This is a genomic window from Mesorhizobium sp. M0664 (genome assembly GCF_040320565.1).
Lineage (GTDB): Bacteria > Pseudomonadota > Alphaproteobacteria > Rhizobiales > Rhizobiaceae > Mesorhizobium.
This window is the reverse complement of sequence record NZ_JAMYPW010000016.1, coordinates 15,765-40,110: the sequence shown is the minus strand read 5'-3', so window position 1 is coordinate 40,110 and position 24,346 is coordinate 15,765. Positions and strand designations below refer to the sequence as shown.

Below are 24,346 nucleotides of genomic sequence, written 5' to 3'. Positions count from 1 at the left end.
GAAGCGATGGCGCGCATCGATGTCAATCATATCCGCCACTCCTATCTGCAGAACCCGCGCACGGATGCCGATTTCGCGCTGAAGGAAGTGCACCACACCTTCGAGGATGGCGGCGCTTATGCGCTGCTCGGCCCATCCGGCTGCGGCAAGACCACGCTGCTCAACATCATTTCGGGATTGCTGCATCCCTCGCATGGCCAGCTGCTGTTCAACGGCAGGGACGTGACCAATCTGTCGACCCAAGAGCGCAACATCGCCCAGGTCTTCCAGTTCCCGGTGATCTACGACACGATGACCGTCTACGACAATCTGGCGTTCCCGCTGCGCAATCGCGGCGTGCCGGAGCCCGACGTCGACCGCAAGGTGCGCGAGACGCTGGAGATGACCGGGCTGGCCGATATGGCCAAACGAAAGGCGCGCGGACTGACCGCCGACCAGAAGCAGAAGATCTCGCTCGGGCGCGGGCTGGTGCGCTCCGACGTCAACGCCATCCTGTTCGACGAGCCTTTGACAGTCATCGACCCGCATATGAAATGGGTGCTGCGCTCGCAGTTGAAGCAGCTTCACCGCCGCTTCGGTTATACCATGGTCTATGTCACGCATGACCAGACCGAGGCGTTGACCTTCGCCGACAGGGTGGTCGTCATGTATGACGGCGAAATCGTGCAGATCGGCACACCGGCGGAGCTGTTCGAGCGCCCGCGCCACACCTTTGTCGGCTATTTCATCGGCTCGCCCGGCATGAATGTCATGCCGGTGGCGATCGACGGCAAGACAGCGAAGCTGGGCTCGCAGCAGATCGAACTGCCGGGCGTGCCCAAGGCGGGCGGCGGCGCCATCGAACTCGGCATCCGTCCCGAATATGTGCGCCTGGGCAGTAAGGGCATGGCCGTCCGGATCAGCAAGGTCGAGGACGTCGGCCGCCACAAGGTGGTCCGTGCCAATCTTGAAGGGCGCGAGATCGCCGCCGTCATCGGCGAGGACGAGACAGTTCCGGCTGATCCGAAGGTGCGGTTCGACCCGGCCGGCATCAACATCTATGCCAATTCCTGGCGCGTCGAGATGGGAGCCTGAAGTGGAAAAGACCTGGAACAACAGAGCCTGGTTCCTGGTGCTGCCGGTGCTGCTGCTGGTGGCGTTCTCGGCGGTCATACCGCTGATGACGGTCGTCAATTATTCGGTGCAGGACACTTTCGGCAATAACGTCTTCTTCTGGGCCGGCACGGAATGGTTCGAGGAACTGCTTTCCTCCAGCCGCTTTTGGCAGGCGATGATCCGCAACCTTGTCTTCTCCTTCATCATCCTGGCGATCGAAGTGCCGCTCGGCATCTTCATTGCGCTCAATATGCCGAAGAAGGGTTGGGGCGTGCCTGTTTGCCTTGTTTTGATGGCGTTGCCGCTGCTGATCCCGTGGAACGTCGTCGGCACCATCTGGCAGGTGTTCGGGCGCAACGACATTGGCCTGCTCGGTTATTACGTCAACGCGCTCGGCATCGACTATAATTATGTGCAAGACCCATACGACGCCTGGGTCACGGTCATCATCATGGACGTCTGGCATTGGACCAGCCTCGTCGTTCTGCTCTGCTACGCCGGCCTGGTCTCGATCCCGGATGCCTTTTATCAGGCGGCCAAGATCGACGGTGCCTCGCGCTGGGCGGTGTTCCGCTACATCCAGCTGCCGAAGATGAACCGCGTGCTGCTGATCGCCGTGCTGCTGCGCTTCATGGATAGCTTCATGATCTACACCGAACCGTTCGTGGTGACCGGCGGCGGACCCGGCAACTCGACGACCTTTCTTTCGATCGATCTCGTCAAGACCGCGCTCGGCCAGTTCGACCTCGGCCCGGCGGCGGCGATGTCGCTGGTCTACTTCCTTATCGTCCTGTTGTTGTCATGGGTGTTCTACACCGTGATGACCAATTACGACGCGGAGCGTTGAGATGAGCCGCACCGAAGAGAGAGCCGATAGGGTGAGCGAGACGACAGCTTCGGAAGGGCTCGCCAGCACGCTACGGCAGGACGAGATCGCACGGCTGATGCGCCGTCGCGGCGAGGAGTCGCGTTGGTGGTGGATCGTGCCGACGCTCTACATCATCGTTCTGCTTTTGCCGATCTACTGGCTCATCAATATGAGCTTCAAGACCAATGGCGAGATCGTCTCGTCGCTGACGCTCTACCCGCACGCACCGACATTGGCGAATTACCGCACCATCTTCACCGACGCGTCCTGGTATTCGGGCTACATCAACTCGATCACCTATGTGGTTATGAACATGGTGATTTCGGTGGCTGCGGCACTGCCTGCTGCCTATGCCTTTTCGCGCTATCGCTTCCTCGGCGACAAGCATCTGTTCTTCTGGCTGCTGACCAACCGCATGGCGCCGCCGGCGGTGTTCGCGCTGCCATTCTTCCAGCTTTATTCGGCCTTCGGCCTTATCGACACCCACATCGCCGTGGCTCTGGCGCATTGCCTGTTCAACGTGCCGCTGGCGGTGTGGATCCTCGAAGGCTTCATGTCGGGCGTACCCAAGGAGATCGACGAGACCGCCTATATCGACGGCTATTCGTTCCCGCGCTTCTTCATCAAGATCTTCATGCCGCTGATTGCGAGCGGCATCGGCGTGGCGTGCTTCTTCTGCTTCATGTTCTCGTGGGTCGAGCTGCTGATCGCCCGTACGCTGACGACAACCGATGCCAAGCCGATCGCCGCGACCATGACCCGCACCGTTTCGGCCGCCGGCATGGATTGGGGGCTGCTCGCCGCAGCCGGCGTGCTGACGCTGATTCCCGGCGCGCTCGTCATCTGGTTTGTGCGCAACTACATCGCCAAGGGCTTTGCCCTGGGGAGGGTATGATGGAGCAGGTCGACAGAAGCCCATGGTGGTGGGCCGTGCTGCTTCTCGCCCTGGTCGTCGTGGCCTGGGTGGCACTTCAAATCGATTTCGTGGCAATAACGGTAGGCTTCAGCGATCCGGCTAATATCCGCCTGTGGGGCTTTAACCTCTCGTCCAACCTCGATTTTTCGTGGATGGCCTGGACGTGGCCGACCGCGGCCTTCTTTGGAACCATCTTTCTGCTGCTTTGCGGCATGGCCTTGTGGGAATACGTCTCGCCGGGCGGCAATCCGCGCGTCGGCGTGCTGCGGTTCGAAACGACGCGCGGCGACCGCCTGTTCCTGTCGCTGCTTGGCAGCGCCTTTATCCATCTCGCTTGGCTGGGTCTAGTCGGACCCAATCTGTGGTGGGCTCTCGCTCTCTCCGTGGTCTACGCCGTCGGCGTGTTCCGCTACGTATAGAGGGGGAAACTGTTGGAACGGCGGCGTGCCGGCCGCCGATCCAGATCGCACTTTGAACTTTAACAGTGGAGGAAATACATGCGACGGCAATTCTTGACATCAACAACTGCGCTTGTCCTGTTGCTCGGGGCAAGCAATGCCTATGCCGGAATGGACGAGGCCAAGGCCTTCCTCGATAAGGAAATCGGGCCCCTTTCGACGCTTTCGCGCGCGGACCAGGAAGCCGAGATGCAATGGTTCATCGATGCCGCGAAACCTTTCGCCGGCATGGATATCAAGGTGGTTTCCGAAACCATCGCCACGCATCAGTATGAATCGCAGGTGCTGGCGCCGGCCTTTACGGCCATCACCGGCATCAAGGTTACGCATGACGTCATCCAGGAAGGCGACGTCGTCGAGAAGATCCAGACCCAGATGCAGACCGGCCAGAACCTCTATGACGGCTGGGTCAACGATTCCGATCTGATCGGCACGCACTGGCGCTACCAGCAGGTGCGCAACCTGACCGACTGGATGGCAGGCGACGGCAAGGATGTCACCAATCCGAATCTCGACCTGAAGGATTTCATTGGCACCTCGTTCACCACCGCGCCCGACAAGAAGCTCTACCAGCTTCCCGACCAGCAGTTCGCGAACCTCTACTGGTTCCGTTACGACTGGTTCAACGACGAGAAGAACAAGGCGGACTTCAAGGCCAAATACGGCTACGACCTCGGCGTGCCGGTCAATTGGTCGGCCTATGAGGACATCGCCGAGTTCTTCACCGGGCGTGAGATCGACGGCAAGAAGGTCTACGGCCATATGGACTATGGCAAGAAGGACCCGTCGCTCGGCTGGCGGTTCACCGACGCCTGGCTGTCGATGGCCGGCAATGGCGACAAGGGCATTCCGAACGGTCTGCCCGTCGACGAATGGGGCATCAAGGTCGACGAGAATTCGCGTCCGGTCGGTTCCTGCACGGCGCGCGGCGGCGACACCAATGGTCCGGCTTCCGTCTATGCCATCCAGAAGTACCTCGATTGGCTGAAGGCCTATGCACCGGCGGAAGCCCAAGGCATGACCTTCTCCGAATCGGGGCCAGTTCCGGCGCAGGGCGCGGTTGCCCAGCAGATCTTCTGGTACACCGCCTTCACCGCCAGCATGGTCGACGCCAGCGCCAAGGCGGTGCTGAACGACGACGGCACGCCGAAGTGGCGCATGGCGCCGTCGCCGCATGGCGTCTACTGGAAGGACGGCATGAAGCTCGGCTATCAGGACGTCGGTTCCTGGACGCTGATGAAGTCGACGCCGACCGACCGCGCCAAGGCCGCCTGGCTCTACGCGCAGTTCGTCACCTCGAAGACGGTCGACGTGAAGAAGAGCCATGTCGGCCTGACCTTCATCCGCGAGAGCACGATCCACGACAAGAGCTTCACCGAACGTGCGCCAAAGCTCGGCGGCCTGATCGAGTTCTACCGCTCGCCAGCGCGCGTCCAGTGGTCGCCGACCGGCACCAACGTGCCGGACTATCCGAAGCTGGCACAGCTCTGGTGGCAGGCGATCGGCGATGCTTCGTCGGGTGCCAAGAGCGCGCAGGAAGCGATGGACTCGCTCTGCGCCGAGCAGGAAAAGGTGATGAGCCGCATCGAGAAGTCGGGCGTTCAGGGCGATATTGGCCCGAAGATGGCCGAAGAGCATGACCTCGCCTACTGGAATGCGGACGCGGTCAAGAAGGGCAATCTCGCTCCTCAGCTCAAGATCGAGAACGAGAAGGAAAAGCCGGTCACCATCAACTACGACGAGCTGGTGAAGAGCTGGCAGCAATAGGACCGTTTGATGCGGGCGTCCGCGCCCGCATCGCCATGCTCAGGGGAGGCGGCATGTTGCCGTCTCCCCTGTTTGCGTGAACGGCTCCGCGCCATCTGGCGTCGAGACATCGCAGCACCTTGAATTCGCTTCGACGGGAGAGAGAATGACCGGATATATCCTTGCAATCGACCAGGGGACGACATCGAGCCGGGCGATCCTGTTCGACGACAAGATGATGGTCGTCGGCAGCGGGCAAAAGGAATTCACCCAATATTATCCGGCCTCCGGCTGGGTCGAGCACGATCCCGAGGAGATATGGGCAAGCGTCGTGGAAACGGTGAAGGCCGCGCTGAAGACAGCCGGCCGCAACGCAGCGGAAGTCGCCGCGATCGGCATCACCAACCAGCGCGAAACGGTCGTCATCTGGGACAAACAGACCGGCAAGCCGATCCACAACGCGATTGTCTGGCAAGATCGTCGCACCGCGCCGCTATGCCAGAAACTGAAGAAGCTGGGGCTGGAGAAGAAATTCACGAAAAAGACCGGCCTGCTGCTCGATCCCTATTTCTCCGGCACCAAGATCGCCTGGATGCTGGACAAGGTGAAGGGCGCCAGAAAATGCGCCGAGAAGGGCGAACTGCTGGCCGGCACCATCGACAGTTTTTTGATCTGGCGGCTGACCGGCGGCAAGATCCACGCCACTGACGCCACCAACGCCTCGCGCACGCTGGTCTACAACATCGAACAAAACGCCTGGGACGACGAGCTGCTGGCCATTCTTGGCATACCTGCAAGAATGCTGCCACAGGTGAAAGATTGTGCCGACGATTTTGGAATCACGGACAAGAGCCTGTTTGGTGCGGAGCTCAGAATCCTCGGTGTGGCCGGCGACCAGCATGCGGCGGCAATCGGCCAGGCCTGTTTCGAGCCAGGCATGATGAAGTCGACCTACGGCACCGGCTGCTTTGCGCTGCTCAACACCGGAAGCGATCTGGTGCGTTCTAAGAACCGGCTTTTGACCACCATCGCCTACAGGCTGAACGGCAAGACCACCTATGCGCTGGAGGGCTCGATCTTTATCGCCGGCGCCGCCGTGCAATGGCTGCGGGACGGCATCAAAGTGATCGGCAAGGCCGAGCAGAGCGGCAAATTGGCTGCGGAAGCCGATCCAACGCAGAACGTCTATCTGGTGCCGGCTTTCGTCGGGCTCGGCGCACCGCACTGGGATGCCGAGGCGCGCGGCGCCATCTTCGGGCTGACCCGCAATTCGGGGCCGGCGGAATTTGCCCGCGCGGCACTGGAATCCGTTGCGTTCCAAACGCGCGATCTGCTTGACGCCATGCGCCGGGACTGGAAAGGCGCCTCGGTCAAGACCGTGCTCAGGGTCGATGGCGGCATGGTGGCGTCGGACTGGACGATGCAGCGGCTGGCCGACATTCTCGATGCGCCGGTCGACCGGCCGACAATTCTCGAGACGACAGCACTCGGTGCGGCTTGGCTGGCCGGCTCGAAGGCGGGTGTCTGGCCGAAGGCCGCGGAATTCGCCAGGAGCTGGGCGCTCGAGCGCCGGTTCAAGCCGGACATGAATGCTTCGACACGTGCCGCCAAGCTGGCAGGTTGGCGCCACGCTGTGCGCAGGACGCTAAGTGCGCAATAGGCAGGGATGCCACCGGATTCGCACTAATGAAAAACCCGCGCCGTTGCGGGCGCGGGCTTGCAGCCTCTAATCTGGGACTCAGTAAGGCGACCGGCACTGCCGGCGCGGACCGTAGTTGGGCTGGTAAGTGTTGTCAGAAGCGCGATAGCTCCGATAACGGTCATAGCACCACTGCACGTGGGCATCGCCACGATAGACACGATTCTGGTTGACGATCGCGCCGGTAATCAGCGCTCCAGTAGCAAACGCAGCCAGCGGGAACCAGAAATCGCCGTGACGGCGATAGCCGCGACGATATTCGCGATAGCCGCGATGGCCACGCCAGTACATGCCTTCGTCACGCGAAAAATTGCGACGGAAATCGCGACGCGAGAAATCGCGATTGAAATTCCGGTGCCTCCGCCACGGCTCGTACTGGACGGTCTGGACATTCGAGGTGAGCCCCTGGGCCGGGGGCGCATAGCTGGGCTGAGCGTTGACTGGCACGATCTCCGCGGCAGCGAATGAGATCGAAAGAGTGGTCGCCAGCAGGCCCGACATGATCCTATTCATGGTCTTCTCCTTGAAACGCTAGTCCCTTATCGCGGAAAAACGGACAGGCTGCGCAAATTGTTCCGCCAAAAATCCCAAGTTGCTGATCCGCAAAGGTTCTTCCGATTTGCTGCTTGCCTTTGTCGGCATAGGGCGAGCTTCGGTCTTGCGCGAGAACGAGGCCGTTCCGTCGACGCCGAAGCGCTCCGCAAGGCATGATGACACTGCAGGACAGTCCGGTTTGCGAGCCGTCTTTTTCCGGTTGACCGGCAGAGGCACTCTCCCTATGTTCCGCGCAATTTCGAGGGCGGCCTTTCTGAGCCCGCGGGAGCGCGTAGCTCAGCCGGTAGAGCAACTGACTTTTAATCAGTAGGTCATGGGTTCGAATCCCATCGCGCTCACCAAAATCAAGATTGTCCAACCCGGAGACATAGGTAACAGATTGTACCTAAGACATGGGTGACAACCTCGTGCCGAACGCATGCAGTGGCCTTAGCCGCCCGCCCCATCGTCCATCATCGTGCCGGTGAGCGCCTCATACGCTCTGCTGCACAGCTGTGAATGCGGACAATCCTTCAAGATAAGCACTGGCACCACGGTGAGAACCGCTGCGGCAAGGATTTGCAGGCAAAGACCGACGGCGCTTACCTTCCTGCCGAACACACCGGCCAGGAAAAAGTAGAGACCCTGGGCCATGCAGGCTGCCGTCAGAATGCCCAGAAGCGTGCTGGTCGCTCTTGCGAAGGGCGTTATGTAGCCGTCGGGAAAACCCGACATGCCGAGATCCGTCGACCATTGCAGCGCCAGCATGACACTCAGCGCTGACCAGACGAGGGCCGTCATACGAGTGAACAGCATCTGCTTTGGTTTGTTGCTCGGATCGGCCATCGGAATCACGTCGGGATTGCTTGCGGTGACATGCGCAAGCTCTCGGTCAGATCAGCGAGACGTTGCCGCCGGGATGGCGTTCGAGCCGTCCGGCGAGGTCGAGCTCCAGCAGCACCATGAACACTTGAGCGGGATGCAGGCCGGTGTGACGGATGATCTCGTCGACTGCTACCGGCGTCGGGCCGAGCGCCTCGACAACGCGGTCGCGGTCGTCCTCGCGCGGCGGCGGTGTTGCTGAAAAGTCGGGCGGCTCTTCAAGCGGCGATGTCCTTGGCGACCAGCCGCCGACCAGCGGCGCTATCGCACTGGTGATATCGGCGGCCTCGGTGACAAGGATGGCGCCGTCCTTGAGCAGGCCATTGGTGCCGGCGGCGCGCGGATCGAGCGGCGAACCGGGAACGGCGAAAACCAGCCGGCCCATCTCGCCGGCAAGCCGGGCGCTGATCAGTGAGCCGGAGCGCTGTGCGGCCTCGACCACCACCAATCCCAATGCAGCACCGGCGACGAGCCGGTTGCGGCGCGGAAAATCCTGTGCGCGTGGCTGCCAGCCAAACGGCATTTCGGAAATGATGGCGCCGCCGCGCTCGGCGATCTCGTCGCACAGGCCGGCATTTTCGGGCGGGTAGGGCAAATCGAGGCCGCCGGCGAGCACGCCGATTGTGCCAGTCGCAAGGCTGCCATGGTGCGCGGCCGTATCGATGCCGCGCGCCAGGCCGGAGACGATGCCATAGCCGTCGCGGCCGAGATCCGCCGCCAGCATCCGCGCCATCTTGATGCCGGCCAGCGATGCGTTGCGAGCGCCGACGATGGCGACCGCTGGCAAGCGGAACACCGCGCTATTGCCCCTGACCGCGAGCAGCGGCGGCGGATGATCCATGCTTTTCATCAGCGGCGGATAATCCGCTTCGCCGATGCCGACGAAGCGGGCGCCAGCCCGCCGGGCGGTCTCCAGCTCCGCCTCGGTCTCGGCAATGGACGGGATGCGGACGATTTTTTTGGCGCCACCCGAAATCATCAGCTCGGGCAGCATCGATAGCGCTGCTTCGGCCGAACCGAACCGGTTGATCAGGTCGCGAAAGGAAGCCGGGCCGACATTCGGCGTGCGGATCAGACGAAGCCAGCTCAGCCGCTGCCGGTCGCTGAGGCGCGGCCCGGCGTCGGGCTCGCTCACTCCTTGGCCCCGATCTTACCCTCGGTGCCGGCAAGCAGCCGCGCAATGTTGGCGCGGTGCTTTACGATGACGATTAGGCTCATCGCCGCGAAAAGCCCGGCAATCTGCGGCGTGCTCAGGAAATACAGCGCCATGGGCACCACGACTGCTGCCGTCAGTGCCGCAAGCGAGGAGAAGCGGAACAGGAAGGCCACCGCCAGCCAGACGACGGCGAAGATCAGCGCCGCCTGCCAGGCAAGGCCGATCAGCACGCCAAGGTAAGTGGCGACACCCTTGCCCCCCTTGAAGCCGAGCCAGACCGGAAAGAGATGACCTAAAAACGCGCCGAAGCCGGCCCAAAGTCCGAACTCGGGCGCAAAGCGGCCTGCGATCAGCACCGCCGCGGTGCCTTTAAGGGCGTCGAGCAGAAGCGTGGCCGCGGCCAAGCTCTTGTTGCCGGTGCGCAGCACATTGGTGGCGCCGATGTTGCCGGAGCCGATGTTGCGCACGTCGCCGAGGCCGGCGGCACGGGAGATCAGCAGGCCAAACGGGATCGAGCCGAGAAGATAGCCGAACACCAATGCCAAGACGGGACTGTAAGCCATTGTTCCCCCGAACTTTCCTTGGCTGAGCGGATTTTAAGCCGTGACACCTGTTTTCGTCCTAGGCCGAAAACACTGTGCGGCCCGCCACCATCGTTTGCAAGACCTTGCCTTGCAGTCGTGCGCCTTCGAAACAGGTGTTTTTCGAGCGTGAGCGGATGCCGCTCTCGCTGACGACCCATGGCTCGTCCAGATCGACGAGCGAAAGGTCGGCCAATGCCCCCGGTTTCAGCGTGCCGCCGGGCAGGCCGAACAATCTTGCCGGCGCGGTCGAGAGTGTCTCGACCAGCCGGAGCAGCGTCACGTCGCCATTGTGATAGAGCCGCAGCGCTGCGCCTAGCAGCGTTTCCAGGCCGATGGCGCCGGCCGCGGCATCGGCAAAGGGAAGGCGCTTGGTGTCGACGTCCTGCGGGTCGTGCGAGGAGACGATGAGATCGATGGTGCCGTCCTTGATCGCTTCGATCATCGCCAGCCGGTCTTCCTCGGCGCGCAGCGGCGGCGTCAGCCGGAAGAAGGTGCGGTACTCGCCGACATCATTCTCGTTGAGCGACAGATTGTGGATCGACACGCCTGATGTGACATTGGCGCCATCGGCTTTCGCGCGTGCTACCGCGCTTGCCGCCATAGCCGTCGAAATCTTGGCAGCGTGATAGGCGCCGCCGGTCAGGCGAGCCAACGCGAGATCGCGCTCCAAGGGGATCGATTCGGCTTCGCGCGGAATGCCGGCAAGGCCAAGCCAGCTTGCGTAAAGGCCTTCGTTCATCACGCCGGCCGAAGCGAGGTCGGCGTCTTGGGTTTCATGCGCGATGACGCCACCGAAATCGCGCGCATAGGTCAGCGCGCGGCGCATCACCAGCGCGCTGGCAATAGAATGCCGGCCATCGGTGAAGGCGACCGCGCCGGCCTCGCGCAGCAGGCCGAATTCGGTCATCTCGCGGCCTTCCAGCCCCTTGGTGATCGCTGCTGCCGGCAAGATGTTGACGATTGCGGTGTCCTTGGCGGTGCGCAGCACGAACTCGACCAGTGCGACATTGTCGATCACCGGGTCGGTATCGGGCATCATGACGATTGAGGTGACGCCGCCGGCCGCCGCAGCGATGCTCGCCGAAGCAATGGTCTCCCGGTGTTCGCCGCCGGGTTCGCCGATGAAGACGCGCGCGTCGATCAATCCGGGGATGATAGTCTTGCCGGCGCAGTCGATGATGGTGGCGCCGTCGGGCGCGCCCTGGTTCAAGGCCGCCTTGCCGGCGGCAACGATTTTGCGGCCTTCAACGATGACGGTGCCGACCTCATCGATGCCGCGCGACGGGTCGACGATGTGGGCCCGGCGGAAGACCGTAATGCTCATCAGGCGCGGCCCTCGTGATTTCGACGGGGGTCGAGCAGCGCTTCCATAACCGCCATGCGCACGGCGACGCCCATCTCAACCTGTTCCTGGATAACGCTTTGCGGGCCGTCGGCGATCTCGGAGGCGATCTCGACGCCGCGGTTCATCGGGCCGGGATGCATGACCAGCGCACCGTCCTTGGCCGCCTTCAGCTTCTCCGCGTCGAGGCCGAAATAGCGGAAATATTCGCGCACCGACGGTACGAAAGCGCCTTCCATGCGTTCGCGCTGCAGGCGCAGCATCATTACCACGTCGGCGTCCTTCAGACCCTCGGCCATGGAACGTGTGACGATGACGCCCATCTTCTCGATGCCGGCGGGCAAAAGCGTCGAAGGGGCGACGACCCTGACCTGGGCACCAAGCGCGTTGAGCAGGATGATGTTGGAGCGGGCCACGCGCGAATGCAGGATGTCGCCGCAGATCGCCACGATCAGCTTCGACAACGGACCCTTGACGCGGCGGATGGTCAGTGCGTCGAGCAGCGCCTGGGTAGGGTGCTCATGGGCGCCGTCGCCGGCATTGACCACCGAACAGCCGACTTTTTGGGCAAGAAGTGCTGCCGCGCCGGCCGATTGATGGCGGATGATCAATATGTCGGGACGCATGGCATTCAGCGTCATCGCCGTATCGATCAGCGTCTCGCCCTTTTTCACCGACGAACTCGCTACGGACATGTTCATGACGTCGGCGCCGAGCCGTTTGCCGGCCAGCTCGAATGACGATTGCGTACGGGTCGAGGCTTCGTAGAAGAGATTGATCTGGGTGCGGCCGCGCAGCGTCGATGTCTTCTTGTCCGACTGCCGCGAGATGGCAACGGCCCTGTCCGCCCGGTCGAGCAGAAGCTCGATGTCGGCAGGGGAAAGATCGCGGATGCCCAGAAGATGGCGGTGGGGATAAAGCGGCAGGGACGATGCGTCGGTCATCTCAAGTCGCTGCTATAGGGGGGAGGCTCCGCGGCTGCAAGCACCGGCTTGGGATTGGATTGGTTCTCCCCGGTATTTTCGTCGCGCGCCGCTGGCCATAGGCTATAAACCGCCTTGGCTTTGGATTCGCAGCCTTCAGGTGATAAGGACGAAGCGTGACTGACGACGTGACCAACCAGCCGCCGCCGCTGGCCGGCGGCAACGCCTGGCGGGGCGATCCGTTGCTGATCCAGCTTGCCGAGCGCTTTTCCGATCCGGTGCGCAAGGACCTCGACGGGCTTGGCCGGTTCGTTCTGACCCATGAGGCGCAGGAACTGGCCCGTCTTGCCAATGTCGAGATGCCGAAGCTCAGGACCCATGACCGCCAGGGCCGGCGCATCGACCAGGTCGAGTTCCATCCCGCCTATCACGCGCTCATGCGCCGCTCTGTTGCCAACGGGCTGCATTCGTCGGTCTGGGAGAATGGCGACGCCGAGATCGGCCGGCGCCACCAGGTGCGCGCTGCACGCTTTTACCTCACGGCTGAGCTCGAGACCGGACATCTCTGCCCGATCACCATGACCAGCGCTTCGCTGGCAGCGCTGATGGCCAGCCCGAAGCTGTTTCGCGAATGGGCGCCTCGGGTGACGACGCGCAAATACGATCAAAGCCAGAAGCCTCCGGTCGAAAAAGCCGGGCTGACGCTCGGCATGGGCATGACCGAGAAGCAAGGCGGCACCGATGTCCGTGCCAACGTCACCAGGGCCGAGCGCGCCGGCAGCGGGTTTTATCGCCTGACCGGCCACAAATGGTTCATGTCGGCGCCGATGTCGGATGCCTTCCTGGTGCTCGGACAGGTGCCGGAGGGACTGTCGTGCTTTCTCGTTCCCCGCCTGCTCGGCGACGGATCCGGCAACGGCTTCCGTTTTCAACGGCTGAAGGACAAACTCGGCAACCGATCCAATGCCTCGTCGGAGGTGGAATTCGTCAATGCCATCGGCGAGATGGTCGGCGAGCCCGGCGCGGGCGTGAAGACGATCATGGACATGGTGACCCTGACGCGGCTCGACTGTGCCGTCGCCTCATCGGCGATCATGCGGGCCGGACTGGCCGAGGCCGTCCACCACACGCGCCACCGCAAGGTGTTCGGAACCAATCTGGTCGAGCAGCCGCTGATGCAGCGGGTGCTGGCCGATATGGCGCTCGACGTTGCCGCCGCTACTGCGCTGTCGTTCCGGCTGGCGCGCTCCTTCGACGAGGCGGCCGGCGACCGCGGCGAGGCGGCCTTCGCGCGCGCCATGACGCCGGTCGTCAAATACTGGGTCTGCAAGATTGCGCCGCCGCTGCTCTATGAAGCGATGGAGTGCCTCGGCGGCAATGGCTATGTCGAGGAGGGGCCGCTCGCCCGCTACTATCGCGAAGCTCCGGTCAACGCGATATGGGAGGGATCCGGCAACGTCATGGCGCTCGACGTGCTACGTGTGCTGGGGCGTGCACCCGGCCTGTTCGATGACGTGCTGGCCGGCATCGACCGCGATCTCGGCGCCGGCGGACGCGGCACCGTCGGCGTGCTCAAAGCGGCAATGCAGGTCGCTGCAACCGACGAGGGCTCGGCGCGGCTCTTGACCGAGCAATTGGCATTGTCGGCGGCGGCGGCAGAGCTTCGCAGGTTGGGGGCAGGGCGGATCGCCGACGCCTTCGTCGAAACGCGCCTCGCCGGCCAGTGGCGCAATACCTATGGCATGATCGATTCCCGCCATGATGCGCGCATGATCATCGATACGCTCTACCCGCCGATCAACTAAGGGCCGTCGCCCAATTCGCTGCCGCTCTCGCGAGCCTGTGGATGGCCGTTAACCTTAACGAATGGTTTCCATTGCGGCGGCCGGTGGCAAAGCCCAGTGTTATGGTTAAGGCAAGGATTGTTCAGCTTGAGCGGCTTTGCCCTGCGAAGCAGGAGCGTCATGCGGCATATTCTGAGCTCTTTTCTGGCATTGCATTGGGCGGCCGTTTTCGCCCTGCTGGCGTTCATTTGCATCGACGGGAATCGAGGCGTGGCGACGGCCCTTGGCGTACTGGGCGTTCCCGTCCAGAACACTCGATTTGCCGATCTCGAAAACGCCGTCGTCGTGGCGCCGCTCGCCGTGGCACTGCTTGTCGTCGCGGTGCTGTTCTGCTGGGCCTTTGTTGAAGCACTGACCAGCGACACGACCAACCCGGATCCCGCCGACAGCGTCATGCGAATCGCCTTCATTTCCGCCTTAGGCGTGCTGTCGCTGATCGTCATCGGCGGCGCCGCGCAAGGTATCAATGGGCTGTTCATGATTGTCGCGGTGCAATTGGCGGCACTTCTGGCGTCCTATGTCGCGGTGCTCGCGGAGCGGCGGTCGACCGTTGCCGCGGCAGCTCCAGGGACCGGCGAAATCCGAGCGGCCGCGCATGTCATGGCCAAGGCAGCGGCGCATAATTCCTCGCTTGCCCGCATTTCCGGCCGGCTGGATTCGAGGGATGACCGCTGATGCGCACCTTGTTCGCGCTGTGGGCGGCTCCGCTCCTCTTGTTTTGGGGCTGGTTCTTTCTGTCGCTCAACGACATCAATTTCGGCTATGTCATGCTGAGCCGCCAATTACACGATCTCGTCTTCCAGCTCTATGGACAGATGCTCGGCGTCGATCCGGCGCTCATTCCGGGCATGGTGGCGAAAGCTTGCGTATTCGACGGCGTGCTGCTGGTGGCGTTCTGGGCATTTCGCCGCCGCAAGACGATTGGTGGCTGGATCACGGCGATGCGCAACCGCTATTTCGACCAGGCATCGACGCCGAGCGCCTGAAGCCGGTCGAGAACGCCCTGGAGGATGAAAGCGGCCGCCGCTGAATCGATCTTGCCGGCGCGTTTCTTGCGGGAAAAATCCATCTCGATCAGTGTTCGCTCGGCCGCCACCGTCGACAGCCTTTCGTCCCAAAAGACGAACGGCAGATCGGTCAATCCAGCCATGTTGCGGACGAAAGCGCGGGATTTTTGGGCGCGCGGGCCTTCCGAGCCGTCCATGTTGATGGGGAGGCCGATTGCCACGGCGCCGGCATTCTCCTTCTGCAACAGGGCGAGCAGCACTGCGGCATCGAGCGAGAATTTCTTGCGCATGATGACGGGGCGCGGGTGCGCGAACGACAAGCCGCGGTCCGAAACCGCCACGCCGATCGTTTTGTCGCCAAGGTCGAGACCGGCCAGGGTCTTGCCGCCGCCCAGCCGGGCCGGCAACTCCTCGATGGTGATGATGCCCAACGGCTTTTCCTTTGACCGCGACGCCGCACGTCCTATACGCGCAAAGCGTGCGCGGCACTTTAATTTCGCCGTCGGCGTTCTATCCTCTACCGAAGCAAAAATCGAGGAAAGCATTGATGAAACTGACCTGGTACGGACATTCGGCATTCAGAATCGAAATCGAAGGCGCGAAAATCCTCATCGACCCCTATCTGGTCGGCAATCCGTCATGGGCGGGCGGCTGGGAAGGGCCGGCCGAAGGGATCACGCACGTGTTGCTCACCCATGGCCACAGTGACCACATCAGCGGCGCCGTCGAAGTGCTCAAGAAGAGCGGCGCGATGCTGGTCGCCAATTTCGAGATTTGCATGTACCTGGTCGGCAAGGGTGTCGGTGACAAGCAGATCAATCCCGGCAATATCGGCGGCACCGTCGATTGCGGCGGCTTCACCACCACCTTCGTTCAGGCTCTGCATTCATCGTCCTTTCCGGGCGAGGGTGGCCAGAATACCTATCTCGGCAATCCGGGCGGGCTCGTCCTGCACTTTCCCGAGGACAAGACGCTTTATCATATGGGCGACACCGACATTTTTTCCGACATGGCGCTGATCAACGAGTTGCACGAACCGAAGATCGGCATCGTGCCGATCGGCGACCGCTTCACCATGGGTGGCGCGGTAGCAGCCCTTGCCTGCCAGCGTTTCTTCAAGTTCGAGACGGTCGTTCCCGCTCACTTCGGCACATTTCCGATGATCGATCAGACCGCCGACAAATTCGTGGCCGGGCTGGATGGATCGGGTGTGAAAGTTGCGTTGCCGAAGATCGGCGAGACGATTACGCTGTAAAGAAAGCCGGTCCGGAACGATACGATGCGCTTGAGAAATTCTCTTTGCATTTCAATGCTGGTTGCCGCGTCGCCGACGCTGGCCGCGGAAAATTTCATCGAGGGCGTCTATCTGCAATCGGAGGACCTCTGCGCGCAGGCCAAAAAGGATACGCTGCAGACGGTGATCGAGGGCGGCAATATCGTGCTGTCGGCAAATGGCCTGGAAAGCATCGAATATAATTGTGAATTCCTGCAGATCACCAAAGCGACACGCTCACCGAGCTGGGCGGTGACCGCTATATGCCAGGAGCCGGGCTACGTCTTTCCCGATGTTCTCTCACTGACACAGATGAGCCCGAAGCAGATCGACCTGGTATCGGTTCGGCCTGCCGCCGACGAAGGCGAGCAGAGCGGCAACGGCGGCAGTTATTTCCTCTGCGACGGCGTGGCGATGCCATAGGGCAGTTGAAGGCACGATGCATGTTGCGTGGCACGCGCCGCGCCGCTATAGCGCTGGTTTTCCCCGAGGCACAAACATGTCCGTTGATATAAAAACTGTGAAGCGCGTCGCGCATCTTGCCCGTATTGCGGTGAGCGAGGAGGATGCAGAGCGCATGACCGGCGAATTGAACGCCATTTTGGGCTTTGTCGAGCAGTTGAACGAGGTCGATGTTTCCGGCGTCGAGCCGATGACCTCGGTCACGCCGATGGCAATGAAAAAGCGCCAGGACGTCGTCACCGACGGCGGCAAGGCAGCCGACATCGTCGCCAATGCACCGGCGACCGAAGAAAATTTCTTCCTTGTGCCGAAGGTCGTGGAGTAGCAGGCCGATGGCAATCGACATCGCGGCTGAGACGCCGCTGCAGGACGATGTGCGTGGGCTGATCGAGGAGCTCAACGCCACATTGCTGGAGCTGACGCCGCCAGAGCATTGCTACCACTTGACGGTCGAGCAGATGGCGGACCGCAACACGACCGTCTTCATCGCCCGCGACAACGGCCTTGCCATCGGGTGCGGCGCACTGAAGCGCCACGATGCTGTCGTAGGCGAGGTCAAGCGCATGTATACGCGACCGTCGCATCGCGGCCACAAGATCGGCGCGAAGATTGTCGAGCGTATCGAGGCGCTGGCGCGCCAAGAAGGGCTTAAGCGTCTGGTGCTGGAGACGGGCGACCGTCATCCCGCCGCCTGGACCGTCTACGAACGCGCCGGTTTTTCGCGCTGCGGCCCGGTACTGGATTATCCCGATTCCGAGTGGTCGGTGTTTTACGAAAAGAGCCTTGCCTGATGAGCGACCTTACCCAGCTGACGATTTCGCAGGCCCGCGCCAAATTGCGCTCCAGGGAGATCACCGCCACCGAAATCACCGAGGCTTATCTATCGGCGGTCGAGCGAGCCAATCCGGCGCTCAATGCCTACGTCGTGGTCACCGACGACAAGGCGCGCGACATGGCCAAGACCTCCGACGCGAAACTGGCCAAGGGCGAGGGCGGGTCGCTTGAGGGTATCCCGCTCGGCATCAAGGATCTGTTCGGCACCGAAGGCGTCCACACCCAGGCCTGCAGCCATGTGCTGGACGGCTTCAAGCCGTGCTACGAATCGACGGTCACCGCCAATCTGTGGGCGGATGGTGCCGTCATGCTCGGCAAGCTCAACATGGACGAGTTCGCCATGGGCTCGTCCAACGAGACCTCGCATTACGGGCCGGTCATCAACCCGTGGCGGCGTTCGCGCCTCGACACGGTGGTGATGCCGACGACACATCAGGGCGAGGGCGGCTTCGTTTCGGCGGGCGGCACCAGGACCGCGCGCACGTTGGACAATGCCCAACTGGTGCCGGGCGGTTCGTCCGGAGGCTCGGCGTCAGCCGTCTCGGCCTTCCTGTGCGCCGGCGCTACCGCGACCGACACCGGCGGCTCGATCCGCCAGCCCGCCGCCTTCACCGGCACGGTCGGCATCAAGCCGACCTACGGCCGCTGCTCGCGCTGGGGGATCGTTGCTTTCGCCTCTTCGCTCGACCAGGCCGGGCCGATCGCGCGCGACGTCCGCGATGCCGCGATCCTGTTGAAGTCGATGGCTTCGGTCGACCCGAAGGACACGACGTCCGTCGACCTGCCGGTGCCGGACTACGAGGCGGCGATCGGCCGCCCGATCAAAGGCATGAAGGTCGGCATCCCAAAGGAATATCGTGTCGACGACATGCCCGCGGAGATCGAGGCGCTGTGGCAGAAAGGCATTGCCTGGCTGCGGGATGCCGGCGCCGAGATCGTCGATATCTCGCTGCCGCACACAAAATATGCGCTGCCGGCCTATTACATCGTGGCGCCGGCCGAAGCCTCGTCCAACCTCGCCCGTTACGATGGCGTCCGCTATGGCTTGCGCGTGCCCGGCAAGGACATTGTCGACATGTATGAAAAGACCCGCGCCGCCGGCTTCGGGCGGGAGGTCAAGCGCCGCATCATGATCGGCACCTATGTGCTTTCCGCCGGCTACTACGATGCCTACTATCTGCAGGCGCAGAAGGTTCGAACCCTGATCAAGCGTGACTTCGAAAATGTGTTTGCAGCAGGCGTCGACGTCATCCTGACGCCGGCAACGCCTTCCGCTGCCTTCGGCATCGCCGACGAGGACATGGCCGCCGACCCGGTCAAGATGTATCTCAATGACATTTTTACGGTGACGGTGAACATGGCCGGCTTGCCCGGCATAGCGGTTCCAGCCGGGCTCGACGCCAAGGGGCTGCCGCTCGGCCTGCAGCTGATCGGCCGGCCTTTCGACGAGGAGACGCTGTTCCAGACCGCCCACGTCATCGAACAGGCGGCCGGCACATTTCAGCCGGAAAAATGGTGGTAGGATCGTTTCTCATCTGAGGGGTGAGGGATGTTCTTCTATGTCTCCAAGGTTCTGTGGCTCTTCGTCCAGCCGCTTAATCTCGCGATCATCCTGCTGCTGGCTGGATTGCTTGCGGCATTGGTCGGGCGCAAGAGGCTGTTTGCCACCGGCAGCGTGCTGGCATTCCTTGTCCTTGGACTCTCGGCGTGGACCTCGCTCGGCGCAGTGATGCTTAATCCGCTCGAGGAGCGTTTCCCTAGGCCAGCCCTGCCGGAACGAGTTGACGGAATCATTGTGCTCGGCGGCGGTATGGAGAGCGCCATCAACTTCGTCCGCAGCGGCTATGAACTCAACGCCAGTGGCGATCGAATGGTCGAGGCAGCGGTGCTGGCACTGCGTTTTCCGACAGCTAAGGTCGTCATTTCAGGTGGCCCCATTGCAATGGTCCGCGAAGACGAGGGCGATGCGGCGACAGCTCCACGCCTGTTCACTGCGCTCGGCGTGACGGCCGATCGGCTGATCCTTGAGGGCAAATCACGCAACACCTACGAGAATGCGGTCTTCACCAAACAACTGATCACGCCAAAGCCGGGCGAGACCTGGCTGCTGGTGACCTCGGCCTTCCACATGCCACGCGCCAAGGCGCTGTTCGACAAAGCCGGTTTTGCGACGGTTCCGTGGCCGGTCGACTACCGCACCTCCGGCAGGGAAGGCATCGGCCTGTTCCGCACGGATGCCAACGAAGCACTGCAGACCACAACCATCGCGACCCGTGAATGGATCGGGCTGATTGCCTACTGGCTGTCGGGCCGGATAGACCGGCCTTTTCCGGCGCCGGATGTTGGGCCGGGCGGCTGACCGAGCACCGCCTGCCGCGCCGCCGAGAAAAACTGGCGGCGCACCAGCACCGCCAGGAGCAGCAGCGTCGACAGGACGAACACCGCGGGATCGACGAACCAGCCAAGATAGCCAATCGAGAAGAACACGCCGCGCAGGCCCGAATTGAAATGCTTTCCGGCCAACATGTTCATGCGCGCGGCACGCCACACCGCCGTTTCGGTGACCGGATTGCGCGACGCCTCGCCGTGCGGAATCGGCACGGCGCCGATCAGGATCGAGCAATAGTTGAACAGCCGGTAAGCCCAGCCGAATTTGAAGAAGGAAAAGGCCAGGATCAGCACCAGCCCGAGCACCTTCGTCTGGAAGGCTGCGCGTGAGGACGTGGCGCCAAACGGCAGGTCGCTCAGCACGGTCAGAACCTGATCGGAGGCGCCGAGCAGGGCAAAACAGCCGCCGATCGCAATCAGCGAACTGGAGGCAAAGAAGGCGGTCCCCTGTTGCAGCCCGCTCATGATAGCGGTGTCGACGATGCGGATCTCGCGTTCGGCCATGGTCTGCATCCAGGCCTCGCGCTGCGTGTTCATAGCCCTCGTCAGCGACATGCGGCTGACCAGCATTCCATCGGCGGCGAGCGTATGCAGCACCCACGCGGTAAGGAAGAACCCCAGCGCCGCAAGGTCGGCCGTCGATAGGTGAAAGGAATCGCTCATGCGTTGCTTTTACCACAGGCGGCAGTAATGCTTCGATGGCCGAAGTTGGAATGTCGCTGCCGGAGCAAACAAGGTCGGCAGGCGCAGCGCCGCAATCTTCAAAACAGCGGAAAACATCATGGGAATTCCTATATGTAGACCTCAACAGGGTCCCAGGAGAAAACACCCACGTGTTCCTTTCGGTTTTCGACTTGTTCAAGATCGGCATCGGCCCATCGAGTTCGCACACGATGGGGCCGATGACGGCTGCGCGGCGGTTTCTCGACGAGATTGCGGGAGACGACTGGCCGCGCCCGGCCGGCGCCAAGATCGACCGGATCGCTGCCAGCCTGCATGGCTCGCTCGCCTACACCGGCATCGGCCATGGCTCCGACCGAGCCGTGGTGCTCGGCCTCGCGGGCCAGACGCCGCAGACGGTGGATCCCGACCTAGCAGACGGCATCGTCGCTGGCATCGCCGCCGAGAAACGGATTTCGCCGCCCGGCCATCCGTCCTACCGTTTCGACCCGGCAACGGATCTGGTGCTGGATCGCAAGACGCCGCTGCCGGGTCACGCCAACGGCATGGCGTTCTCTGCCCATGATGCCGGCGACCGGTTGCTGCTGAGGCGCGTCTACTATTCGATTGGCGGCGGCTTCGTAGTGTCCGAGGAAGAACTGCAGCGGATGAAAGCGAGGGGCTCGGCGACAACCGAAGGCAAGAAGGTTCCGTATCCGTTCAGGAACGCCGTCGAAATGCTGTCCATGGCAGCGAAAAGCGGGCTTTCCATTGCCGAGATGAAGCGCGTCAACGAGGAGACACAGATGTCGCGCGGGGAGCTCGACGCCGGCCTCGACGGCATCTGGAGCGCCATGAAGGGCTGCATCGAGCGCGGCCTGTCGCAAGACGGCATCATGCCGGGCGGACTCAAGGTGCGCCGCCGTGCCCGGATGCTGCACGACAAGCTGCAGGAGCAATGGCAGCAGAACCGGCCTAACCCGCTGCTCGCCAACGACTGGCTGTCGATCTATGCGATGGCGGTCAATGAGGAGAACGCTGCCGGCGGCCGTGTCGTCACCGCGCCAACCAATGGGGCGGCCGGCACTCTGCCCGCAGTGCTGCGCTACTGGTTGCATTTCCATCCCGAAGCCGACCAGCCCAGCATCCGCGATTTCCTGCTGACGGCGGCGGCCGTCGGCGGCATCATCAAAACCAATGCTTCGATCTCGGGGGCGGAAGTCGGCTGCCAGGGCGAGGTCGGTTCGGCTTCGGCAATGGCTGCGGCGGGATTGTGCGCCGTCATGGGCGGCACGCCCGAGCAGGTCGAGAATGCTGCCGAGATCGCGCTGGAACATCATCTCGGCATGACCTGCGATCCGGTCGGCGGCCTGGTGCAGGTGCCGTGTATCGAGCGCAACGCGCTTGGTGCCGTCAAGGCGGTGACCGCCGCTTCGCTGGCCATCAAGGGCGACGGCGTTCATTTCGTGCCGCTCGATGCCGCGATCGAGACGATGCGCCAGACCGGCCTCGACATGAACGAAAAGTACAAAGAAACCAGCCTTGGCGGATTGGCCGTCAATGTCGTGGAGTGCTGAGCGCCAATCTGGCGGCATGGACCACCACTGTGGAGAAGTCGATCAGACCGTTGACGCGTTCGCGTGCTGGACTAAACCTTAAACGATGTCTCTCAATCTCATAAAGCTTTGCGTCGGCTGTGACAGCGTCGAGGATCTGGAAGAGTGGATTGCCTTCCGTCTCGACGAGCGGCGCCGCGCCGGCGAACCGGCCGAGCACTACCACACCACCCGCATGGTGCCGACGCGTGGCGCCGAGATTACCGACGGCGGCTCGCTCTACTGGGTGATCAAGGGCAATGTCCAATGCCGCCAGCTGATCACCGAAATCCGGCCCTTCACCGATGACGAGGGCATCGGCCGTTGCCATCTGATCCTCGATCCCGAGGTCGTGCGCACTGACTGGCAACCGCGCCGTGCATTCCAGGGGTGGCGCTACCTGAAGCCGGCGGACGCGCCGGCCGATCTCGGCAAGGGCAAAGCCGGGCTGATCGAGATGCCGCCGAAGCTCAGGCGTGAGCTTGCCGATCTCGGCCTGCTCTGACGCCGAGAAGCGCAACGCCAAGACCACCAGCCGAAGCGCTGTCCGCAGGTGCCATCATCACAGGTCCTCCAGGTCGCCTCATCTGGGCTTGCAAGCCGGGGGACAACGCCACATCTTGAATGTCATGAGCGACAAGAAGCAGCCCGTGCCTGCAAGGGCCAATCCTGCGCCGGTCGAGTCTCAATCGAGCACCGGCGAGATCGACGCGTTTCTCCGTCAGGCAAGGACGCTCGCTGCATCCGCCACCTGTTCAGGCAGGCTGATCCTGTCCCTCGACGCGACAATGAGCCGCCAGCCGACCTGGGATCTCGCCTGTGCGCTGCAGGCCGAGATGTTCGACGCCGTCGGCAAGGCCGGGGCGCTCAAGGTTCAACTTGTCTATTTTCGCGGCCTTGGCGAGTGCCGCTCATCCGCATTCGTCACCGATACCGCAGCTCTGAAACAGCTGATGACGCGCATCAACTGCCGCAGCGGCCGTACCCAGATCGGCAAGGTGCTCGCCCACGCGCTGAAACAGACGGCGGCGGCCAAGGTCAACGCGCTGGTCTATATCGGCGACGCGATGGAAGAAAACATAGATGATCTGGCCGAAAAGGCCGGCAGCCTCGGTCTGCACGGCGTTCCTGTCTTCGTCTTTCAGGAGGGCCATGATGCCGCTGCGGAAAAGGCGTTCAAGGAAATTGCGCGGCTGTCGAAAGGGGCCTGGTTCAGGTTCGATCGGCGGGCTGCCGCGACGTTGGCCGGCCTGCTTTCGTCCGTCGCCGTGTTTGCCACCGGCGGGCTGAAGGCACTGGAGGCCCGGGGCAGGCCGGAAGACCGACTGATGATCGAGCATATGCGGGGCGGCGGAAACTGATGGGCGCGATTATCGCTTTCGTAGCATTGCTTCTGGTGTTTCTCGGCATGCTCACCATCTTCCTGCGCGCCGATCCGGCGAAGCTTGCAGGCGGCATGAGGACGCTTGGACCTGTGCTGCTCGGGCTGGTCGGCGTCGCCGTGCTGCTGGTCGGGCGCGAGGGCATCGGGGGCTTGATCCTGTCGGCTGCGCTCGCCTGGTACGGCTCCATGCGCATGAATCGGCCGGCAGCCAAACTGGCGGCGGGCAAGCGTTCGACAGTTCGTACGGCGGCGCTTGAGATGGAACTCGATCACGATACCGGCGGCCTCGAAGGCCTTGTGCTGGCCGGGCGCCATGAAGGCAAGATGCTTGGCTCGATGGGGCTTGCCGAATTGCAGCAACTCTATCGCGAACTCTCCGGCGATCCGGAGAGCCGCCAATTGCTAGAGACGTATCTTGACGGCCGATTTCCCATCTGGCGCAAAGACGCTGATGCGAATGGTGGCGAAGGGCTGGGTGTTGCGCCAAGTTCTGGCGCCATGACTAAGGAGGAGGCCTACAAGATCCTTGGTCTTGAAGCGGGGGCTGCCGCGGCGGATGTCCGCAAGGCGCACCGCCGCCTGATGCAGCGCCTGCACCCCGATATCGGTGGCACGTCCTTCCTGGCGGCGCGGATCAATGAAGCCAAGGACGTCTTGCTCTCCAATCACAACTAGTCTCCTTCGACGCAAAAACTT

The 24,346-nt window shown here is 62.6% G+C and carries 27 protein-coding genes and 1 tRNA gene; 20 read left to right on the top strand and 8 right to left on the bottom strand.

What is annotated here, in order from left to right; genetic code table 11:
- Nucleotides 1-6: 6 nt before the first annotated feature.
- The 6 genes from NKI39_RS16640 to glpK all read left to right on the top strand — a co-directional run bounded on the left by NKI39_RS16640 (nt 7) and on the right by glpK (nt 6,743).
- On the top strand, nt 7-1,074 hold the full coding sequence (locus NKI39_RS16640; RefSeq protein ID WP_352471682.1) for an ABC transporter ATP-binding protein: 1,068 nt from the start codon (nt 7-9) through the stop codon (nt 1,072-1,074).
- A gap of 1 nt (nt 1,075) precedes the next feature.
- Nucleotides 1,076-1,942 carry a carbohydrate ABC transporter permease gene (locus NKI39_RS16635; protein ID WP_023674893.1) on the top strand — a complete coding sequence of 289 codons (867 nt, stop codon included), beginning with the start codon at nt 1,076-1,078 and terminating at the stop codon, nt 1,940-1,942.
- A gap of 1 nt (nt 1,943) precedes the next feature.
- Entirely contained in the window at nt 1,944-2,858 is a 915-nt protein-coding gene (locus NKI39_RS16630; RefSeq protein WP_352448784.1) for a carbohydrate ABC transporter permease, read from the top strand.
- Between the two features lie 173 nt (nt 2,859-3,031).
- The gene (locus tag NKI39_RS16625) at nt 3,032-3,298 is read left to right on the top strand and encodes a DUF2160 domain-containing protein (RefSeq protein WP_352471796.1); all 267 of its coding nucleotides are present in this window, start codon (nt 3,032-3,034) and stop codon (nt 3,296-3,298) included.
- A gap of 78 nt (nt 3,299-3,376) precedes the next feature.
- Nucleotides 3,377-5,104: an ABC transporter substrate-binding protein gene (locus NKI39_RS16620; RefSeq protein ID WP_352471681.1), complete on the top strand. Its 1,728-nt coding sequence runs from the start codon at nt 3,377-3,379 to the stop codon at nt 5,102-5,104.
- Between the two features lie 145 nt (nt 5,105-5,249).
- Nucleotides 5,250-6,743, top strand: coding sequence for a glycerol kinase GlpK (gene glpK / locus NKI39_RS16615; RefSeq protein WP_352833084.1), 1,494 nt, complete (start codon nt 5,250-5,252; stop codon nt 6,741-6,743).
- A gap of 78 nt (nt 6,744-6,821) precedes the next feature.
- Here the strand turns inward: glpK and NKI39_RS16610 are convergent, their stop codons facing one another.
- A complete protein-coding gene (locus NKI39_RS16610) occupies nt 6,822-7,295 on the bottom strand; it encodes a BA14K family protein (RefSeq protein WP_352833081.1) in 474 nt (157 codons plus the stop codon).
- A gap of 307 nt (nt 7,296-7,602) precedes the next feature.
- Between NKI39_RS16610 and NKI39_RS16605 the strand changes: the two genes are divergently transcribed.
- Nucleotides 7,603-7,678: transfer RNA gene (locus tag NKI39_RS16605), tRNA-Lys, on the top strand.
- Between the two features lie 88 nt (nt 7,679-7,766).
- Here the strand turns inward: NKI39_RS16605 and NKI39_RS16600 are convergent.
- The 5 genes from NKI39_RS16600 to NKI39_RS16580 are packed head-to-tail and all read right to left on the bottom strand — an operon-like array spanning nt 7,767 to nt 12,224.
- The gene (locus NKI39_RS16600) at nt 7,767-8,162 is read right to left on the bottom strand and encodes a hypothetical protein (protein WP_352833078.1); all 396 of its coding nucleotides are present in this window, start codon (nt 8,160-8,162) and stop codon (nt 7,767-7,769) included.
- A gap of 46 nt (nt 8,163-8,208) precedes the next feature.
- Complete coding sequence (gene dprA / locus NKI39_RS16595) at nt 8,209-9,333, bottom strand: DNA-processing protein DprA (RefSeq protein WP_352833075.1); 1,125 nt, start codon at nt 9,331-9,333, stop codon at nt 8,209-8,211.
- On the bottom strand, nt 9,330-9,917 hold the full coding sequence (gene plsY, locus NKI39_RS16590; protein WP_352833072.1) for a glycerol-3-phosphate 1-O-acyltransferase PlsY: 588 nt from the start codon (nt 9,915-9,917) through the stop codon (nt 9,330-9,332). The genes dprA and plsY overlap by 4 nt, the downstream gene beginning before the upstream one ends.
- A 58-nt stretch (nt 9,918-9,975) precedes the next feature.
- Nucleotides 9,976-11,262 (bottom strand): dihydroorotase, encoded by a 1,287-nt coding sequence (locus NKI39_RS16585; protein WP_352540579.1) that lies wholly within the window; start codon nt 11,260-11,262, stop codon nt 9,976-9,978.
- Nucleotides 11,262-12,224 carry an aspartate carbamoyltransferase catalytic subunit gene (locus tag NKI39_RS16580; RefSeq protein ID WP_352448791.1) on the bottom strand — a complete coding sequence of 321 codons (963 nt, stop codon included), beginning with the start codon at nt 12,222-12,224 and terminating at the stop codon, nt 11,262-11,264. The genes NKI39_RS16585 and NKI39_RS16580 overlap by 1 nt, the downstream gene beginning before the upstream one ends.
- 155 nt (nt 12,225-12,379) lie before the next feature.
- Here NKI39_RS16580 and NKI39_RS16575 point away from each other — a divergent pair, with 155 nt between their 5' ends.
- The 3 genes from NKI39_RS16575 (at nt 12,380) to NKI39_RS16565 (ending at nt 15,033) form a co-directional block, all read left to right on the top strand.
- The gene (locus tag NKI39_RS16575) at nt 12,380-14,008 is read left to right on the top strand and encodes a DNA alkylation response protein (protein ID WP_352471675.1); all 1,629 of its coding nucleotides are present in this window, start codon (nt 12,380-12,382) and stop codon (nt 14,006-14,008) included.
- Nucleotides 14,009-14,167: 159 nt separating this feature from the next.
- Nucleotides 14,168-14,722 (top strand): hypothetical protein, encoded by a 555-nt coding sequence (locus NKI39_RS16570; RefSeq protein WP_352471674.1) that lies wholly within the window; start codon nt 14,168-14,170, stop codon nt 14,720-14,722.
- Nucleotides 14,722-15,033 carry a DUF6105 family protein gene (locus NKI39_RS16565; RefSeq protein ID WP_352471672.1) on the top strand — a complete coding sequence of 104 codons (312 nt, stop codon included), beginning with the start codon at nt 14,722-14,724 and terminating at the stop codon, nt 15,031-15,033. The genes NKI39_RS16570 and NKI39_RS16565 overlap by 1 nt, the downstream gene beginning before the upstream one ends.
- Here the strand turns inward: NKI39_RS16565 and ruvX are convergent.
- The gene (ruvX, locus tag NKI39_RS16560; RefSeq protein WP_352833069.1) at nt 15,000-15,485 is read right to left on the bottom strand and encodes a Holliday junction resolvase RuvX; all 486 of its coding nucleotides are present in this window, start codon (nt 15,483-15,485) and stop codon (nt 15,000-15,002) included. The genes NKI39_RS16565 and ruvX overlap by 34 nt on opposite strands.
- A gap of 116 nt (nt 15,486-15,601) precedes the next feature.
- Between ruvX and NKI39_RS16555 the strand changes: the two genes are divergently transcribed.
- The 6 genes from NKI39_RS16555 (at nt 15,602) to NKI39_RS16530 (ending at nt 19,982) form a co-directional block, all read left to right on the top strand.
- The gene (locus NKI39_RS16555) at nt 15,602-16,309 is read left to right on the top strand and encodes a metal-dependent hydrolase (protein ID WP_352471670.1); all 708 of its coding nucleotides are present in this window, start codon (nt 15,602-15,604) and stop codon (nt 16,307-16,309) included.
- A gap of 24 nt (nt 16,310-16,333) precedes the next feature.
- Complete coding sequence (locus NKI39_RS16550) at nt 16,334-16,750, top strand: hypothetical protein (protein WP_352471669.1); 417 nt, start codon at nt 16,334-16,336, stop codon at nt 16,748-16,750.
- A gap of 76 nt (nt 16,751-16,826) precedes the next feature.
- Complete coding sequence (gatC, locus tag NKI39_RS16545) at nt 16,827-17,114, top strand: Asp-tRNA(Asn)/Glu-tRNA(Gln) amidotransferase subunit GatC (RefSeq protein ID WP_023674910.1); 288 nt, start codon at nt 16,827-16,829, stop codon at nt 17,112-17,114.
- A 7-nt stretch (nt 17,115-17,121) separates the two neighbouring features.
- Nucleotides 17,122-17,580 (top strand): GNAT family N-acetyltransferase, encoded by a 459-nt coding sequence (locus NKI39_RS16540; protein WP_352502374.1) that lies wholly within the window; start codon nt 17,122-17,124, stop codon nt 17,578-17,580.
- Entirely contained in the window at nt 17,580-19,145 is a 1,566-nt protein-coding gene (locus tag NKI39_RS16535; RefSeq protein WP_352682830.1) for an amidase, read from the top strand. Before NKI39_RS16540 ends, NKI39_RS16535 begins: the two co-directional genes overlap by 1 nt.
- A gap of 27 nt (nt 19,146-19,172) precedes the next feature.
- A complete protein-coding gene (locus NKI39_RS16530) occupies nt 19,173-19,982 on the top strand; it encodes a YdcF family protein (protein WP_352682828.1) in 810 nt (269 codons plus the stop codon).
- Here NKI39_RS16530 and NKI39_RS16525 read toward each other — a convergent pair.
- Nucleotides 19,919-20,674 (bottom strand): DUF599 domain-containing protein, encoded by a 756-nt coding sequence (locus NKI39_RS16525; protein WP_352682826.1) that lies wholly within the window; start codon nt 20,672-20,674, stop codon nt 19,919-19,921. The genes NKI39_RS16530 and NKI39_RS16525 overlap by 64 nt on opposite strands.
- A gap of 170 nt (nt 20,675-20,844) precedes the next feature.
- Between NKI39_RS16525 and NKI39_RS16520 the strand changes: the two genes are divergently transcribed.
- From NKI39_RS16520 to NKI39_RS16505, 4 genes are all read left to right on the top strand, one after another.
- A complete protein-coding gene (locus NKI39_RS16520; protein ID WP_352833067.1) occupies nt 20,845-22,248 on the top strand; it encodes an L-serine ammonia-lyase in 1,404 nt (467 codons plus the stop codon).
- A gap of 85 nt (nt 22,249-22,333) precedes the next feature.
- Nucleotides 22,334-22,771, top strand: coding sequence for a DUF1489 family protein (locus NKI39_RS16515; RefSeq protein WP_352466463.1), 438 nt, complete (start codon nt 22,334-22,336; stop codon nt 22,769-22,771).
- Between the two features lie 124 nt (nt 22,772-22,895).
- Complete coding sequence (locus NKI39_RS16510) at nt 22,896-23,627, top strand: vWA domain-containing protein (RefSeq protein ID WP_352833064.1); 732 nt, start codon at nt 22,896-22,898, stop codon at nt 23,625-23,627.
- Complete coding sequence (locus NKI39_RS16505; RefSeq protein ID WP_352833061.1) at nt 23,627-24,325, top strand: DnaJ domain-containing protein; 699 nt, start codon at nt 23,627-23,629, stop codon at nt 24,323-24,325. The genes NKI39_RS16510 and NKI39_RS16505 overlap by 1 nt, the downstream gene beginning before the upstream one ends.
- Nucleotides 24,326-24,346: the final 21 nt, after the last annotated feature.